This window comes from Tabrizicola sp., from assembly GCF_036781545.1.
GTDB lineage: Bacteria > Pseudomonadota > Alphaproteobacteria > Rhodobacterales > Rhodobacteraceae > Tabrizicola.
On the sequence record NZ_DAIQAT010000013.1, the window covers coordinates 30,555 to 46,404 of the forward strand.

The following is a 15,850-nucleotide window of genomic DNA, read 5'->3' on the forward strand; positions in this document are numbered from 1 at the left end:
GGGTCAGGGTCTGCCCGGGTTTCGTCCCGGGGCGGTATGTCCGATGAAGGTGCCGTAAAGCGTCGAGACGCGGGCCATCCGGGTTTCTACCTCGGCGCCGAGATCGCGGAAGACGCCGTTCACCATCAGCCCGATCAGCGAGGACATGGATGATGTCGTGTCCCAGAAATGGTTGAGATCGGTCGGCACGGCGAACATCTCGCTGACCAGGCCGGGGGCCCAGTCGCAATAGGGGTCGGTGATCAGCGTCACGGGAATGCCCGCGTCGCGCGCGGCAAGGGCAAGGTCGCGGGTCAGGCGCGAATAGCGGCGGCCGTCGATCAGGACCAGCGTCGTCTCCGACGGGTCCGACAGCAGCACCTCGGCGAAATGCCCGCCCGCGACATCGGCCAGATGCACGCCCGCCCGCAGGTATTGCAGGTTGTGAACCAACTCCGCCGCATGGCTGCGCTCGGTCTGGAACCCGGCCACCCAGACCGCACGGCGATGGGCCAGCCGGTGCACGGCGGCGGCGAAATCCGGGGTCGCCGCCAACTCGTAGACCGAGACCAGCGCCGCGATCTCCTGCTCCAGCGCGCGGGCAAGTTCGGCATTGCCCTCCTGGCTGCGGCGGTGGAAGTCCTTCAGCCGGTCGCCGATCAGCCAGGCCTTTTCGCCCAGGTCCACCTGCAGGCTGGATTTCAGGTCCTTCAGGTGGCGATAGCCGATCGACCGGCAGAAGCGTCCGACCGACGCCTCGGACATGCCGACCTTGGCCGCCACCGTCGCCGCGGTCTCGAACGGCAGCGAGGACAGGTTTGCAAGCAGGTAATGCGCAAGGACCCGCTCGCCGGGGGTGCCGCATTCGGCGGCATTGGACAGGCGTTGGCGCAGGTCGCCGGACGGGGCATCGCCCTTGTCCTCTGCTCCCGTGCTTCTGACCTGATCCATCGGTGTCCCCCGCTGCAGGACAAGCGTGTCAGGAATCTTTCATTCGGTCAATAATGCAAGTAAGCTGAAATGGACCCCGCCAGACCGGAGGACCGCCATGCCCACCCCCGCAGCGACCCGAGCTCCCCTGCGGATCGACGGCGCCACCCTGCGCCTCGTGCGCCTGCCGCTGGTCACGCCTTTCACCATCGCGACCGGCACGATGACGGAAAAGCTGTTTCCTCTGTTGACCTTGCGGGCCGACGGGCTGGAGGGCCATGCCGAAGGGGTGATGGATCCGCTGCCCGACTATCTCGAGGAAACGGTGGCGGGGGCGATGGACCTGCTGGCGAAGGTGCTGCTGCCGCAGGTGCTGGGGCAGACCTTCGCCCATCCCGAATCGCTGTCCCGGCTCTTCGCACCCTGGCGGGCGAATTTCATGGCCCGGGCCACGGTCGAGATGGCCTTCTGGGACCTCTGGGCGAAAGCGCTGGGACTGCCGCTTCAGACCGTGCTGGGCGGCGAAGGAGAGGCGATCGACGTCGGCGTCTCGTTGGGGATCGGCCCCGTCGCGGATACGCTGGACCGGGTGGCGGCGCACCTGGAGCAGGGCTACAGGCGGATCAAGCTGAAGGTGAAGCCGGGCCATGACATCGGCCTTCTGCAGGCCGTGCGTCGGGATTTCCCCGAGGCGCATCTGACGGTCGATGCCAATTGCTGCTACACGCTGGCCGACAGGGACCTGATCCGCCGGATGGATGACTTCGCGCTGGATTATATCGAGCAACCGCTGGCCTGGGACGACATCCACGACCACGCCACCCTGCAACAGCGCATCCGCACGCCGCTCTGTCTGGATGAATGCATCCGTACCGTCGATCACGCCCGCAAGGCGCTGCAGACCGATGCTGCGCGGGTGATCAACATCAAGGTCGGCCGGTCGGGGGGGCACGCGGCGGCACGGCAGATCCATGATCTATGTCAGGCCTTCCAGGTGCCGGTCTGGTGCGGCGGGATGCTGGAATCCGGCATCGGCCGGGCGCACAACATCCACCTCTCGACCCTGCCGAACTTCACCAAGCCCGGCGATACTTCCTCGGCCAGCCGCTACTTCACCCGCGACATCATCTGCGAGAAGCTGGAATGCGTCAGCGGCCGGATGCCGGTGCCGCAGGGCCCGGGGATCGGGGTGACCCTCGACCTCGACTATCTGAAGACCGCCACGCTGTCGCAGCAGGACTTCGCCGCATGACCGAGGTGGTCTTCCGCGATCTCAACAGCATGGCCGAGTTCCGCGCTGCCGAGGACCTGCAGCGCACCGTCTGGGGCGAGGGCGACCTGCCCGACCCGAGCGACCTGATGATGGTGATCCAGGCCGAGGGCGGTCTGGTCGGCGGGGCCTTCGCGGGTGGTCGGCTTCTGGCCTATATCTTCGGCTTCCCGACGCGCGACCCGCAGGTCCAGCATTCGCACCGGCTGGCCGTACTGCCCGAGGCGCGCGGGCGGCACCTGGGTCTGCGGATGAAAGCCTATCAGCGGCGCTGGTGCCTGGATCATGGGATCGGCCATGTGCGCTGGACCTTCGATCCACTGCGCGCGGCCAATGCGGGCCTGAACATCCACCGACTGGGGGCGACCTCGGGCACCTATCTGCCGGATTACTATGGCGAGATGGCAGGCATCAACAGCGGGCTCTCCTCGGATCGGCTGATGGTGGACTGGGATCTGGCGGCCCCGGTGGCGGCGGCACTGGCAGAGGGAGGGTCGCGACCGCCGCAAGCCGTCGTGCCGCTGGACCTGACTTTGCCCGAGGATCTGGAGGCGCTCACGCGCGACGCCCCGGATCGCGCCCGCGCCCTGCGCCTGGCGCTGCGGCAGGACCTGCAGGCGGCCTTTGCAAAGGGGCACCGGATCGTGGATTTCGACAGGTCCCGCCGGCAATATCTTCTGGCGCCTGACGCGTCGCCACGGCGGTAACTGCCTAGAAAATCTGTAACTTTCCGGCAGAGGCCGTGGGTCCCTTCCCTGGGGCCAGGCCTCCAGCCCAGCGACTTGAGTTTGGTCAAGGCCCCCTTCGCCGCACCGCAGTAATCAAGGGCCAGCCTTTGGGGGGCCCATGAAAGCTTTTGTCCAATTCCTTCTTGCGGTTGTCCTGCTGATGCCCCTGCCATCGGCGGCAGAATCGGTGTTGCAGGACCTGCTGCCCAAGGTGACTGCAGCAGAACTGGTCGAGGGCGCCGAAGGCTTCGGGCCAATCCGGAAGGATCCGCCTGCGGTTCCGGTCCTGAAAGGCGGCGAGACGATAGGCTGGGCCTTCGTCACCAGCGATTTCGTGTCGACCACCGGCTATTCGGGCAAGCCGATCCACACCCTCGTCGCGGTGGACAAGGACGCGCGGATCATCGGGGTGAAGCTTCTGAAGCATTCCGAGCCCATCGTGCTGATCGGCATTCCCCAGGCCAAGATCGACGCGCTGGCTCAAAGCTATGTCGGCGTCGACCTTGTGGCCGAGGCGAAGTCGGGCGGCACCTCGCATGACCTCGACATCATCTCGGGCGCAACCGTCACGGTGATGGTGATCGACGATTCCATCGTGCGGGCCGGGCTGAAGGCGGCGCGGGCGCTGGGGCTGGGGGGCCTCGCGCCCGATGCGGCCAGCGCCGGACCGGCCTTCGAAGTGAACCCCGATGCGACGGCGGCCCTGGACTGGATGACGCTGGAGGGTGACGGCACGCTGCGCCGGCTGTCGCTGGACGTGGGCCAGGTCAACGCGGCCTTCGCGGGCCTCGGTGACCCGCGTGCCGCGGCCAGGGCGCTGACCGAGCCGCCGGAGACCAGCTTCATCGAGATGCAGGCGGCGCTGGTGTCGCACCCAGCCATCGCCAGGGCAATCCTGGGCGAAGGCGAGGCGGCGAACCTCGCCAACTGGCTGCAGCCGGGCGAGAATGCCATCGTGATCGTCGGGCGAGGGCTCTACAGCTTCAAGGGCTCGGGCTATGTGCGGGGCGGCATCTTCGACCGGATCGTGCTGATCCAGGACGATGTCTCGGTGCGGTTCCGCGACAAGATGCACAAGCGGGTGGTGGGGGTGGAAGCCAAGGGCGCCCCCGAATTCGCCGAGGCCGATCTGTTCAAGATTCCCGCCGATGTGGGATTCGACCCGACCAAGCCGTTCCGCATCCAGCTTCTGGTACACCGCGAGGTGGGGCCGATCGAGAAGCTCTTCACCACCTTTGACCTGGGCTACCAACTGCCCGAGAAATACCTGCGCCCCGTCGCAGTGCCCGTCGCGACCGAAGACACCGGCCCGGCCGAGGCGGTGGCCGCGCAGGAAGAGACCGCGGCGCATCAGGCGCTGTGGAAGCGCATCTGGCAGGACAAGCGGCCCGAGATCGCGGTGACGGCGGCGATGCTGGCGGTGCTGACGCTGGTCTTCTTCTTCCAGGGATTCGCCACCCGGAACGAGCGCCGGTTCTGGTGGTTCCGCATGTCCTATCTGACCGTGACGCTGGTCTTCCTGGGCTGGTATGCCAATGCGCAACTTTCGGTGGTGAACCTGATGGCGCTTTTCGGGGCGCTGACCTCGGGCTTTTCTTGGCAGGCCTTCCTGCTGGACCCCCTCACCTTCATCCTGTGGTTCAGCGTCGCTGCCGCGCTGATCTTCTGGGGTCGTGGCGCCTATTGCGGCTGGCTCTGCCCCTTCGGCGCGCTTCAGGAGCTGACCAACCAGATCGCCCGCAAGCTGCACATCCCGCAATGGACGCTGCCCTGGGGCCTGCACGAACGGCTGTGGCCGATCAAGTACATGATCTTCCTGGGCCTCTTCGGCGTCAGCCTGATGAGCATCGAGCAGGCCGAGCATCTGGCCGAAGTGGAACCGTTCAAGACCGCGATCATCCTGAAGTTCGTCCGCGCCTGGCCCTTCGTCGCCTATGCGCTGGCGCTGCTGGCGGCGGGGCTGTTCGTGGAACGCTTCTACTGCCGTTACCTCTGCCCGCTGGGCGCAGCGCTGGCGATCCCGGCGCGGATGCGGATGTTCGACTGGCTGAAACGCTACAAGGAATGCGGCAACCCCTGCCAGACCTGCGCAATCGAATGCCCGGTCCAGTCGATCCACCCCACGGGAGAGATCAACCCGAACGAATGCATTGACTGCCTGCATTGCCAGGTCCTGTACCAGTCGACCGCCAAATGCCCGGTCGTCATCAAGAAGCTGAAGCGGCGCGAGACTGCTGCAGCCAGCCCTGCCCGGAACATCTCGGGCCATCCGAACTCACCCAAACCCCAACCAGCTGAATGAAAGGGACAGTCATGTCTGAACGACCCACCTCTGGCATCTCACGCCGCGGCCTTCTGGGGGCCACGGCTGGCGGAGCGGCGCTTGCGGGCGCCATCGGCGGGGGCCGCCTCGCGCTCGGCACCGGCGCGGGCCTCGGCGCGGGCCTCGGCGCGCTGGCACTTGGCAGCACTGCGGCGCAGGCCGCGACGGAAGGCTTCAACGTGCCGCCCGGCCAGCTGGACACGCATTACGGCTTCTGGTCCTCGGGCCAGACCGGCGAGATGCGCATCCTCGGCATCCCCTCGATGCGCGAGCTGATGCGGGTGCCGGTGTTCAACCGCTGCTCGGCCACCGGCTGGGGCGAGACCAACGAATCGCTGCGCATCCATCAGCGCACGATGACCGAGAAGACCAGGAAGCAACTGGCCGCCAACGGCAAGAAGATCCACGACAACGGCGACCTGCACCACGTCCACATGTCGTTCACCGACGGCAAATACGACGGCAAATACCTGTTCATGAACGACAAGGCGAACACCCGCGTCGCCCGGGTCCGCGCCGACGTGATGAAATGCGACGCGATCCTGGAAATCCCGAACGCCAAGGCGATCCACGGGATGCGGCCACAGAAGTTCCCAGGCACGAAATACGTCTTCTGCAACGGCGAGGACGAGGCCCCGCTGGTCAACGACGGCAGCACGATGCAGGACGTCTCGACCTATGTGAACATCTTCACCGCAGTCGATGCCGAGGCGATGCTGCCCGCGTGGCAGGTGATGGTCTCGGGCAACCTCGACAACTGCGACGCGGATTACGAAGGCAAGTGGGCCTTCTCGACCAGCTACAACAGCGAAATGGGCATGACGCTGGCCGACATGACCGCAGCCGAGGCCGACCATGTCGTCGTCTTCAACATCGCCGCGATCGAGGCCGCCGTCGCTGCGGGCGAGGGCCAGGAGCTGAACGGCGTCCGGGTGCTGGACGGCCGCAAGGACGCGAAAAGCCAGTTCACCCGCTACATCCCGATCCCGAACAACCCGCACGGCTGCAACATGGCGCCGGACAAGGTTCATCTCTGCATCGGCGGCAAGCTCTCGCCCACCGTCACCGTGCTGGACGTGACCAGGTTCGACGCGCTGTTCAACGACAACGCCGATCCGCAATCCGCCATTGTCGCGCAGCCGGAACTGGGCCTCGGCCCGCTGCACACCGCCTTCGACGGCAAGGGCAACGCCTATACCTCGCTGTTCCTGGACAGCCAGGTGGTGAAGTGGAACATCGCCGACGCGGTCAAGGCCTATGCCGGGGAACAGGTCGACCCGATCAAGGACAAGGTGGACGTGCAATACCAGCCCGGTCACCTGAAGACCGTGATGGGCGAGACGCTGGAGGCGGAAAGCCAGTGGCTCGTCTGCCTGTGCAAGTTCTCGAAGGACCGCTTCCTGAACGTGGGCCCGCTGAAGCCGGAGAACGACCAGCTGATCGACATCTCGGGCGACAAGATGGTGGTGGTGCATGACGGGCCGAACTTTGCCGAACCGCATGACGCCATCGCCGTGGCGGCCTCGAAGCTGAACCCGCTGTCGGTCTGGGACCGTCAGGACAAGATGTGGGCCGAGACCCGCAAGCAGGCCGAGGCGGACGGGGTGAACCTGGACGACTGGCAGGACATGGTGATCCGCGACAAGGACGACCCGAAGAAGGTCCGCGTCTACATCTCCAGCCAGGCCCCCAGCTTCGCGCTGGAAAGCTTCACCGTGAAGGAGGGCGACGAGGTCACGGTGATCGTCACCAACCTCGACGACATCGACGACCTGACCCACGGCTTCACCATGGGCAACCACGGCGTCGCGATGGAGATCGGGCCGCAGGCGACATCCTCCGTCACCTTCACGGCGGCGAATGCCGGGGTCTACTGGTACTATTGCCAGTGGTTCTGCCATGCGCTGCACATGGAGATGCGCGGCCGGATGTTCGTGGAACCCGCCGGGGCCTGACCATGATGCGTGTCCTTGCCCTTGTCCTGCTGCTTGCCACGCCCCTCCGGGCGGCGGAAGTGCATGTCGCGCCGGGCGAGGACACGCTGGCCGAGGCCATCGCCGGGGCCGCCCCCGGCGATGTGCTCATCCTCTCGGGCGGGGCCTATCTTGGCCCCGTCACCATCGACCGGACCCTGATCCTGCAAGGCGACGGCACCGCCGTGATCGACGGTCAGGGCAAGGGAACCGTGATCACCGTCACCGGCGACGGCGTCGTCCTGACCGGGCTGGAAATCATCGGATCCGGCAACGACAACCAGGCCATCGATTCCGCGATCAAGGTGGTCAAGGGCGCCGACGGCACAAGGATCGAGGGCAACCGGCTGGTCGAGAACATGCACGGCGTCGACGTCCACGGCGGGCTCGATACGCTGGTCCGGAACAACGTGATCCTGGGCCGGCAGAACCTGCGGATGAACGAACGCGGCAACGGCATCTACATCTGGAACAGCCCCGGCACCGTGGTCGAGGGCAACGATGTCCGCTGGGGCCGCGACGGCATCTTCTCGAACGCCTCGAAGAAGGGCACCTACCGCAACAACCTGTTCCGCGACCTGCGCTTCGCCGTCCACTACATGTATACGCATGACAGCGAAGTCTCGGGCAACATCTCGATCGGCAACCACCTGGGCTTCGCCATCATGTTCTCAGACCGGGTGGTGCTGAAGGACAACCTGTCGCTCGGCGACCGGGAACATGGGCTGATGCTGAACTTCGCCAACAGCGCCGACGTGGCGGGCAACCTGGTGCGGGGCGGCACGAAGAAATGCCTCTTCATCTACAACGCCCACAAGAACCTGATCTTCGGCAACCGCTTTCAGGGCTGCGGCATCGGCATCCACTTCACCGCGGGGTCCGAGCGCAACATGCTGACCGGCAATGCGTTCATCGGCAATCAGGAGCAGGTGAAATACGTCGGCACCCGCTTCATGGAATGGAGCTACGAGGGGCGCGGCAACTATTGGTCGGACCATCCCGCCTTCGACCTGAACGGCGACGGGATCGCCGACGGCGTCTATCGCCCGAACGACCTGATGGACCATATCCTGTGGTCGCAACCCTCGGCGGCCCTTCTCACCGGCTCTCCGGCGGTGCAGCTGGTGCGCTGGTCGCAGTCCTCGTTCCCGGCGATCCTGCCGGGCGGCGTGACCGACAGCCATCCGCTGATGCAGCCGGTCACCATCCCCGTCCCCGACGATATCGCCGCGATGGAAGCAGCGGTCGCCGGGCGCTGGAGCAAAGGCACTTACGATGACATCGACGCTGACGATCTCGGAACTCACTAAGCGCTTTGGCGAGGTCGCGGCGCTGACCGGGGTCAGCCTGTCGGTGGCCCCCGGTGAGCGTGTGGCGCTGCTCGGCCACAACGGCGCGGGGAAATCCACGCTGATGAAGATCATCCTCGGCCTGATCCCGGCCACCAGCGGCGCGGTCACGATCTGCGACGCCGCCCCCGGTTCGCCCGCCGCCCGCCGCGCGGTGGCCTACCTGCCGGAAAACGCCGCCTTCCATCCGGCGCTGACCGGGCTGGAGGAGATCCGGCACTACCTTGCGCTCCGCGGCGAAAGCCCTGCGCTGGCGATGGGCCTGCTGGAAAAGGTCGGCCTCGCTCAGGCCGCGCGCCGGCGGATCGGCACCTATTCCAAGGGGATGCGCCAGCGCGTCGGTCTGGCGCAGGCGCTGATCGGCCACCCACGCCTGCTGGTGCTGGACGAGCCGACCTCGGGCCTCGACCCGGTCTCGCGGCGGGAGTTCTATGCGCTCCTCGACGCTCTGGCGGCGCAGGGGGCCTCGATCCTTTTGTCCTCGCACGCACTGACCGAGGTCGAGGCGCGGACCGACCGCATCGTGATCCTGTCGAAGGGCCGGATGGTGGCCGAGGGCTCGCTGCCCGAATTGCGCCGCCGGGCCGACCTGCCGGTCGCGCTGCATGTCACCGCGCGCAACGGCTATGCGCCGGACATCGCGAAGGCGCTGCCGGGAGCGATCCTGGTGGACGGTGCCTTGCACCTGACCTGCCCGCAGGCCGAGAAGCTTCAGACGCTGGGCCGGATCGCGGGCCTCGGCGACAAGGTGGCCGACCTTGAGGTCCTGCCGCCCAGTCTTGAGGACCTCTACGCCCATTTCAGTCAGGGGGCCGCCCAATGATCCGCATCCTCTCCACCGCGCGGACCGAGTTCCGTATCGCGCTGCGCAACCGCTGGGTCGCCATCGCGCTGGTCCTGATGGGGGTGTTCTCGCTGGTGCTGGCGTTGGCCGGGTCCGCGCCCACGGGCGGGCTGGGGGTTGACCGGCTGTCGGTGACGGTGGCCTCGCTCACCTCGCTCTCGGTCTATCTGATCCCGCTCCTCGCCCTTCTGATGAGCTTCGACGCCATCGCCGGGGAAACCGAGCGCGGCACGCTGCCGCTCCTCCTCGCCTATCCCATCGCGCGATGGGAGATCCTGCTGGGCAAGCTTCTCGCCCATCTCGCCATCCTGACGCTGGCGGTCCTTCTGGGCCACGGCCTCGCCGCCGCCGTGACCTTTTGGTCCGACCCGACCGCGGTGAAGGGCCTGCCCGCGCTATGGCGGCTGTCCTGGTCCTCGATCCTGCTGGGCGCGACCTTCCTCGGCGCGGGCTACGCGCTGTCGTCGCTGTCGCGCCGCCCGTCAGGCGCAGCGGGGCTGGCCATCGGCCTCTGGCTCGGCCTTGTCGTGCTTTACGACCTGGCACTCCTGTCGGCGATCGTCGCCGACAACGGCGGCTGGTTCACCACCGACGTCTTCCCCATCACGCTTCTCGCCAACCCGGCCGATGCGTTCCGCCTGTTCAACCTTACCGCCTCGGGCGCAACCGCTGCCGCTGCCGGGGTGGGCGGGGCCGCCGATGCCATACCGCTCTGGCAATCGCTCGCCTCGGTCCTCGTCTGGCCCTTTGCCGCGCTGGCCCTTGCCGCCGCCGCCTTCCGAAAGGTCACGCCATGAAACGCGCGCTTCTCTTCGCCCTGGCCCTTGCCGCCTGCAAGGAAGAGGTGGCGCAGAACACCGACCCGCTGCCGCTCGCGCCAGAAACCCTGGGCTATTTCTGCCAGATGAACCTTCTGGAGCATGAAGGCCCGAAAGGGCAGGTCCATCTTGAGGGTCTGCCTGGTGCGCCGCTGTTCTTCAGCCAGGTCACCGACCTCGTCACCTATCTGCGCCTGCCTGAACAAAGCAACACCGTGCTCGCCATCTATGTCAGCGACATGGGGGCCGAAGGGGCGACTTGGGAGCAGCCGGGTGCGACGAACTGGACCGATGCGACGACCGCCACCTATGTCGTCGGCGCCGATGTCACCGGCGGCATGGGCGCGCCGGAACTCGCGCCCTTCGCCGATCCGGCCAAGGCCGAAGCTTTCGCAGCGCTGCACGGCGGTTCGGTCATGGGGCTGGAGGCGATCCCGGACAGCGCGCTTGCGCCCCTGCCCCCCGATCCCGCCGGGGGTGACGACGACTATTCCGACCGCCTGAAATCCCTGTCCGGAACAAAGGGCTGACCATGCTGACCCGCCGCCGCTTCATCGCGATTTCCGCCGCCCTCGCCCCCTCGATGGCGCTTGCCCAGCAGCCCGGCCTTCACATCGAGACCGGCCTCGCCCTCGGTGCCAAGGTCACCCTGCGGCTTCAGCACCCGGACGCGCCGCATCTCGCCGCGCTTGCCATGGCCGAAATCCGGCGGCTGGAGCGGGTGTTCTCGCTGTATCTGCCCGACAGCGCCCTGGCCCGGCTGAACCGCGACGGCAGGCTTCCCGAACCGCCATTCGAGCTCCTGGAATGCCTGGCCCTCGCCGGTTCGGTCCATTCTGCCAGCGAAGGGCGCTTCGACCCCACGGTTCAGCCGTTGTGGCGGGCCGAAGCGGTCGCGCGCGAGGCCGGGACACCGCTTTCCGACGCCGACCGGGCGCGGGCCGGGGCGCTGATCGACTGGGTCTCGGTCCGGCTGGAGCCGGAGGCGATCACCCTGCGCCCCGGCATGGCTCTGACGCTGAACGGCATCGCTCAGGGCTATATCGCCGACCGGGTCGCCGCACTGCTGGCCGGGCACGGCCTGACCCGCGCGCTGATCGACACCGGCGAGATGGTGGCCCTGCCCGAAGGCGACTGGCCGGTCCAGCTGCAGGCGGGGGGCAGCCTGGCGCTGCGGAACCGGGCGCTCGCGACCTCGGCTCCGCTGGGGATGACCTTCGCAGGCGATGGCACCACCAGCCACATCCTCGACCCGCGGACCGCGCGGCCGGTCCTGTCGCCCTGGCGCGTTGTCACGATCTCCGCCCCCTCCGCCGCGCTGGCGGATGCGCTGTCGACAGCGGGCTGCCTGACCGGGGACCGCGAGACGATGGAGCGGATCGTCGGCGCGTTTCCCGGCGCGGTCGTCGAACGGGCCGTAACCTGAGTCAGCGCGCCATCAAACCCGCCCGCTGCCCCGCCCGACCGGGGCGACCGGTCAAGCCCGTGCCGGTCGACGCAGGATCAGCGCCAGCGGCATCGCCAGCAGCGTCACCCACATCATCAGGTAGAAGTCGTCGACATACGAGATCATCGCCGCCTGCACGTTCACCAGCCCGTCCAGCATCTGCAGCGTTGTGGCATTCCCCGACAGGGCCGTCGGATAGGCCTGCGCCAGCACCGGGTTGTAGGGCTGGATGAAGGCCCCCAGCTCGGCGTGGTTGATCTGCACGTTGCGGGTCAGCGCCGCCGTCACCAGGGATATCCCGATGGACGACCCGATGTTCCGAACCAGGCTGAAAAGGCTGGTCGCATCGGCGCGGAAGCGCGGCTCCAGCGTGGCGAAGGCGATGGTGGAGAGCGGCACGAACACCAGCCCCAGCCCCAGCCCCTGCACCACCCCGCTGCGGATGATCGGCCAGCTGTCCATCTGCGGGGTGAAGCCCGTCATCTCATACAGCGACAGCGCCGTCAGCGACAGCCCCGCCAGCACCAGCGCGCGGGGATCGACCACACGCACCAGCCGCCCGACGACCAGCATCGAGATCATCGTCCCCACCCCGCGCGGCGCCATGACCACGCCGGTGGTGATCACTGGATAGCCCAGGATGCGCGACAGCATCGGTGGCAGCAGCGCAAGGCTCGCCAACAGGATGATCCCGACCACGAAGATGAACACCAGCCCGATGCGGAAGTTGCTGTCGCGGAACATCTGCGGATCGAGGAACGGGTGCTCCTTCGTCAGGATATGCACGCAGAACATCCAGAAGCCCGAGATCGAGACCATGAGGTAGATCCAGGTCTCCATCGCCGAGAACCAGTCGACCTCGCCGCCGCGGTCCAGCATCAGCTGCAACGACCCGATGGCCAGCGACAGCAGCGCGAAGCCCGCCATGTCGAAGCTGCGCCGTTTGCGGGGCAGTTTGGGCAGGTAGGCAAGGCAGCCCAGCAGCGCCAGCGCGCCCACCGGCAGGTTGATCAGGAAGACCCAGCGCCAGTTGTAGCTTTCGGTCAGCCAGCCGCCCAGCGTCGGGCCGATGATCGGGCCGACCATGATCCCCGCGCCCCACATCGCCATCGCCTGCCCCGCCTTCTCGCGCGGGTTGATGTCGAGGAGGAACGTCTGCGACAGCGGCACGATGGCCGCGCCGAAGACCCCCTGCAGCAGCCGGAAAGCCACCATGGAGGGCAGGCTCCAGGCGATGCCGCAGGCCAGCGAACTGGCCACGAAGCCGACGATGGAGATCAGGAACAGTTCGCGCTTGCCCAGCCGGTCGGCCAGCCAGCCGGTGACCGGCGTCATGATCGCCGAGGCGACGATATAGCTGGTCAGGACCCAGGTGATGGTATCCTGCGAGGCGCCAAGGTCGCCGGTCATCGAGGGCAGGGCCACGTTGGCGATCGTGGTGTCCAGCACCTGCATGATCGTCGCCGCCATGATCGACAGCGTGATCAGCCCGCGGTGCTTGACCTCGACGGCAACCGAGGAGCCTGCGGGGCCCGTGGGCGCCGCTTCCGGGATGTCCGACATGGCGCCGTCACTCCTTCGCGGCAAGCCGCGTGTCGGCAGCGGCGGAGGTATCGACCGTCACCTCCGCGCTGAGGCCCGAGGCCAGCGCGGCCGCGCCCTCGGCATCGTCCAGCTTGATGCGGACCGGTACGCGCTGCGTCACCTTCACCCAGTTGCCGGTGGCGTTCTGGGCGGGCAGCAGCGAGAACTCGGCTCCCGTCCCCGCGCCAATGGCTTCGACCTTGCCGGTGAAGGTCTTGCCGGGGGCGGCGTCGAAGACGACCTTGGCGGGCTGGCCCTGCGCCAGGTCGCCCAGCTGGGTTTCCTTGAAATTGGCCTCGACCCAGGCATCGCCGGTCTCGACCAGGGCAAAGACCGCCTGGCCCGCCGCAAGCATCACCCCCTCATGGAACGAGGAGGCCTGATAGATCAGCCCATCCGCAGGCGCGGTGACGCGGGTGACCGACAGGTTGTAGCGGGCGCGGTCCAGCTCGACCAGGGCGGCCCGGACGGCGGGATGGTCATCGGTCGCGATCTTCGCATCGCCGCCCAGCGCGGCCCGGGCGGCCTCGGCGGTCAGCCGCGCCACCTCGGCCTTCTCGCGGGCCTGGCGGCTGGCATGGCGGGTCTGGTCCAGCGCACTGGTCGACGTCACGCCCTTGCCGGACAGCGCCTCCTGCCGGGCAAGCTCGTCGGACTGGTAGCCGGCATCGTCCTCGGCCAGCGCGGCTTGCGCCTCGGCCTGGGCCAGGGCGGCCTTCAGCTGCTCCACCTGCAGGCGCGCCGCGTTCACCGCGACCTCGGCCTGCGCGACGGCAAGCTCATAGGGCTGCGGGTCGACCTGGAACAGAAGGTCCCCGGCCTTGACCGGTTGCAGTTCGTGGACATTCACCGCGACGACGCGCCCGCCGACGGTCGGTGCGACCGAGATGCGCGCCTGATGCAGATAGGCGTTCTCGGTGCTTTCCTGCGCGGCGCCGGTCAGCCACCAGACTGCCCCGCCCGCGACCAGCAGGGCGGGCACCGACAGCATCAGCAGCGCCTTGCGCAGCCGACGGGCGGGTTTGGCCGCAGGGGCGGCGTGGGCCGGGGCCGGCGCTGGTGCAGCGGCGGCCGGCAGGGCGACAGCGGGTTCGTTGGGCGAGGTGCGGGCGTTCATGTCAGGGTCTCTAGGTTCTCGGGAAGGGCGTCGGAAACCCTGGTCGGGTCCGTGGCCTTCAGGTTCTCGATGATCTTCACCAGGGCGGCCTGCAGCACGCGCCGGTCATCGTCACTCAGTCCGGCCAGCGCCTCGTCATACAGCGCGGCCACGATCTCCTTGGCCTCGGGTCCGATGCGGCGGGCCTTGTCGCTGGCCACCACGATCCGGGCGCGGCGGTCGTCGGGATGCGGCTCGCGGTGCAGCCAGCCGCCCTGTTCCATACGGTCGATAAGTCGCGAGACGCTGATCGGCTCCACCTCCAGCAGCGTGGCCAGCGCCGTCTGGGTCGACGGGCCTTCGCGCAGGACATGGCCCAGCAGCCGCCATTGCGCCGCCGACAACCCGTGCGAGGCCGTGCGCTGCTCGAAGCGGGTCCAGATCCTGCGGGTGGCGTCCTGCAAGAGGGGGCCGAGTTTCTCGATGCGGTAATTCATTGAGCTTGCTTACTATAAGCAATGTTATGATTCAAGAAATTCGGCGCGCCCAACCTGCATGGCTGCCTTGCGACCGTCGCATGGCGGCAGGCAGAGGTGGTCTGCGCAAATCCTTGCGAATTCGTGAACGTCCGCAATCATGACCTTGATAGGAAAGGGAAATAAATCTGCCCGCGCGCGGGCAGCGGCCCGTCAAAGCCGCGAGACTGTCCCGATCTCGACCGGCTGACCCGTCCGCCGCGACTGGATGGCAGCAAAGGCAAGCGCCAGACTGTCGAGATTCTCCTCCGCCCCGTTCGCGGGCTCGCCCCCGTCCTCGATCGCGACCAGCAGCGCCCCCATCGCCCCGCGGAACCCGTCGTTGAACCAGGTCCCGGACAGCTTCGGCCGGGCAACGCCTTCGGCGGTGGTCAAGATCACGGATTGCTGGCCAAGGTCCGGCCCGTCGCTTTGCAGGCTGCCCTTCGTGCCCGCGATGAAGGTGGTGTCGCGGGACCCGAAGGGGGTGCCGCCGTCGAACACCAGCGAGGCCTGCCCGCCCTCCATCTGCACCAGCACCTGCGCCAGAAGCGGCGCGGCAGCGGCCTGGCCGGTCGCGCGGGCGGCGGTGGCGAAGACGGACTGCGCCCGGGCACCGGTGATGCTGCGCAGGAAGTCGAACCAGTGGATGCCGAAATCGTAGAGGATCACGTCCTCCATCGTCTCGAACGGCGTTCCGGCGATCCAGCCGTGGTTCCAGTGGATCGAGACATGGGCAGAGATCACCTCGCCGATGAGCCCCGCCCGCACCGCCTCGCGCATATACGCGAGATGGGGTGCCCAGCGGCCGTTCTGGTTGACCGCAAGCTTCACGCCATTCTCCCGGGCCAGCGCGACAAGGCGGCGGCCCTCGGCGAGGTCGAGGACGAAGGGCTTTTGCGACAGGACATGTTTGCCCGCCTTCAACGCCGCTTCTAGGATCGGCAGCCGGTCGGCGGGATGGGGGGTGATGTCGACCACGTCGATGGCGGGG

At 67.5% G+C, this 15,850-nt stretch carries 14 protein-coding genes; 9 read left to right on the forward strand and 5 right to left on the reverse strand.

Translation table 11 applies throughout. The annotated features are described in order from the left end of the window. Positions 1–3: 3 nt before the first annotated feature. Positions 4–930 (reverse strand): MurR/RpiR family transcriptional regulator, encoded by a 927-nt coding sequence (locus tag V7Q39_RS04345; RefSeq protein WP_333815260.1) that lies wholly within the window; start codon positions 928–930, stop codon positions 4–6. 97 nt (positions 931–1,027) lie between these two features. Here V7Q39_RS04345 and menC point away from each other — a divergent pair, with 97 nt between their 5' ends. The 9 genes from menC to V7Q39_RS04390 all read left to right on the forward strand — a co-directional run bounded on the left by menC (position 1,028) and on the right by V7Q39_RS04390 (position 11,640). Next, positions 1,028–2,161, forward strand: coding sequence for an o-succinylbenzoate synthase (gene menC, locus V7Q39_RS04350; RefSeq protein ID WP_333815261.1), 1,134 nt, complete (start codon positions 1,028–1,030; stop codon positions 2,159–2,161). Further along, positions 2,158–2,886 carry a GNAT family N-acetyltransferase gene (locus tag V7Q39_RS04355; RefSeq protein ID WP_333815263.1) on the forward strand — a complete coding sequence of 243 codons (729 nt, stop codon included), beginning with the start codon at positions 2,158–2,160 and terminating at the stop codon, positions 2,884–2,886. Before menC ends, V7Q39_RS04355 begins: the two co-directional genes overlap by 4 nt. Before the next feature lie 181 nt (positions 2,887–3,067). Continuing rightward, positions 3,068–5,209 (forward strand): 4Fe-4S binding protein, encoded by a 2,142-nt coding sequence (locus V7Q39_RS04360; RefSeq protein WP_333815265.1) that lies wholly within the window; start codon positions 3,068–3,070, stop codon positions 5,207–5,209. Positions 5,210–5,220: 11 nt separating this feature from the next. Then, a complete protein-coding gene (nosZ, locus tag V7Q39_RS04365; RefSeq protein WP_333815267.1) occupies positions 5,221–7,185 on the forward strand; it encodes a TAT-dependent nitrous-oxide reductase in 1,965 nt (654 codons plus the stop codon). Between the two features lie 2 nt (positions 7,186–7,187). Next, positions 7,188–8,513: a nitrous oxide reductase family maturation protein NosD gene (locus tag V7Q39_RS04370; RefSeq protein WP_333815268.1), complete on the forward strand. Its 1,326-nt coding sequence runs from the start codon at positions 7,188–7,190 to the stop codon at positions 8,511–8,513. Further along, positions 8,479–9,375 carry an ABC transporter ATP-binding protein gene (locus V7Q39_RS04375; RefSeq protein WP_333815269.1) on the forward strand — a complete coding sequence of 299 codons (897 nt, stop codon included), beginning with the start codon at positions 8,479–8,481 and terminating at the stop codon, positions 9,373–9,375. Before V7Q39_RS04370 ends, V7Q39_RS04375 begins: the two co-directional genes overlap by 35 nt. Continuing rightward, on the forward strand, positions 9,372–10,193 hold the full coding sequence (locus tag V7Q39_RS04380) for an ABC transporter permease (protein WP_333815271.1): 822 nt from the start codon (positions 9,372–9,374) through the stop codon (positions 10,191–10,193). Before V7Q39_RS04375 ends, V7Q39_RS04380 begins: the two co-directional genes overlap by 4 nt. Further along, positions 10,190–10,744 (forward strand): nitrous oxide reductase accessory protein NosL, encoded by a 555-nt coding sequence (locus V7Q39_RS04385; RefSeq protein ID WP_333815273.1) that lies wholly within the window; start codon positions 10,190–10,192, stop codon positions 10,742–10,744. Before V7Q39_RS04380 ends, V7Q39_RS04385 begins: the two co-directional genes overlap by 4 nt. A 2-nt stretch (positions 10,745–10,746) precedes the next feature. Further along, a complete protein-coding gene (locus tag V7Q39_RS04390) occupies positions 10,747–11,640 on the forward strand; it encodes an FAD:protein FMN transferase (RefSeq protein ID WP_333815274.1) in 894 nt (297 codons plus the stop codon). 51 nt (positions 11,641–11,691) lie between these two features. Here the strand turns inward: V7Q39_RS04390 and V7Q39_RS04395 are convergent, their stop codons facing one another. The 4 genes from V7Q39_RS04395 to V7Q39_RS04410 all read right to left on the reverse strand — a co-directional run. After that, positions 11,692–13,224, reverse strand: a complete 1,533-nt coding sequence (locus V7Q39_RS04395) for a DHA2 family efflux MFS transporter permease subunit (protein WP_333815276.1) — start codon at positions 13,222–13,224, stop codon at positions 11,692–11,694. 7 nt (positions 13,225–13,231) lie between these two features. Further along, the gene (locus tag V7Q39_RS04400; protein ID WP_333815277.1) at positions 13,232–14,362 is read right to left on the reverse strand and encodes an HlyD family secretion protein; all 1,131 of its coding nucleotides are present in this window, start codon (positions 14,360–14,362) and stop codon (positions 13,232–13,234) included. Next, entirely contained in the window at positions 14,359–14,838 is a 480-nt protein-coding gene (locus tag V7Q39_RS04405) for a MarR family winged helix-turn-helix transcriptional regulator (protein WP_333815279.1), read from the reverse strand. Before V7Q39_RS04405 ends, V7Q39_RS04400 begins: the two co-directional genes overlap by 4 nt. 192 nt (positions 14,839–15,030) lie before the next feature. After that, on the reverse strand, positions 15,031–15,850 hold an 820-nt coding region (locus tag V7Q39_RS04410), incomplete at its 5' end, for a Gfo/Idh/MocA family protein (protein ID WP_333815280.1).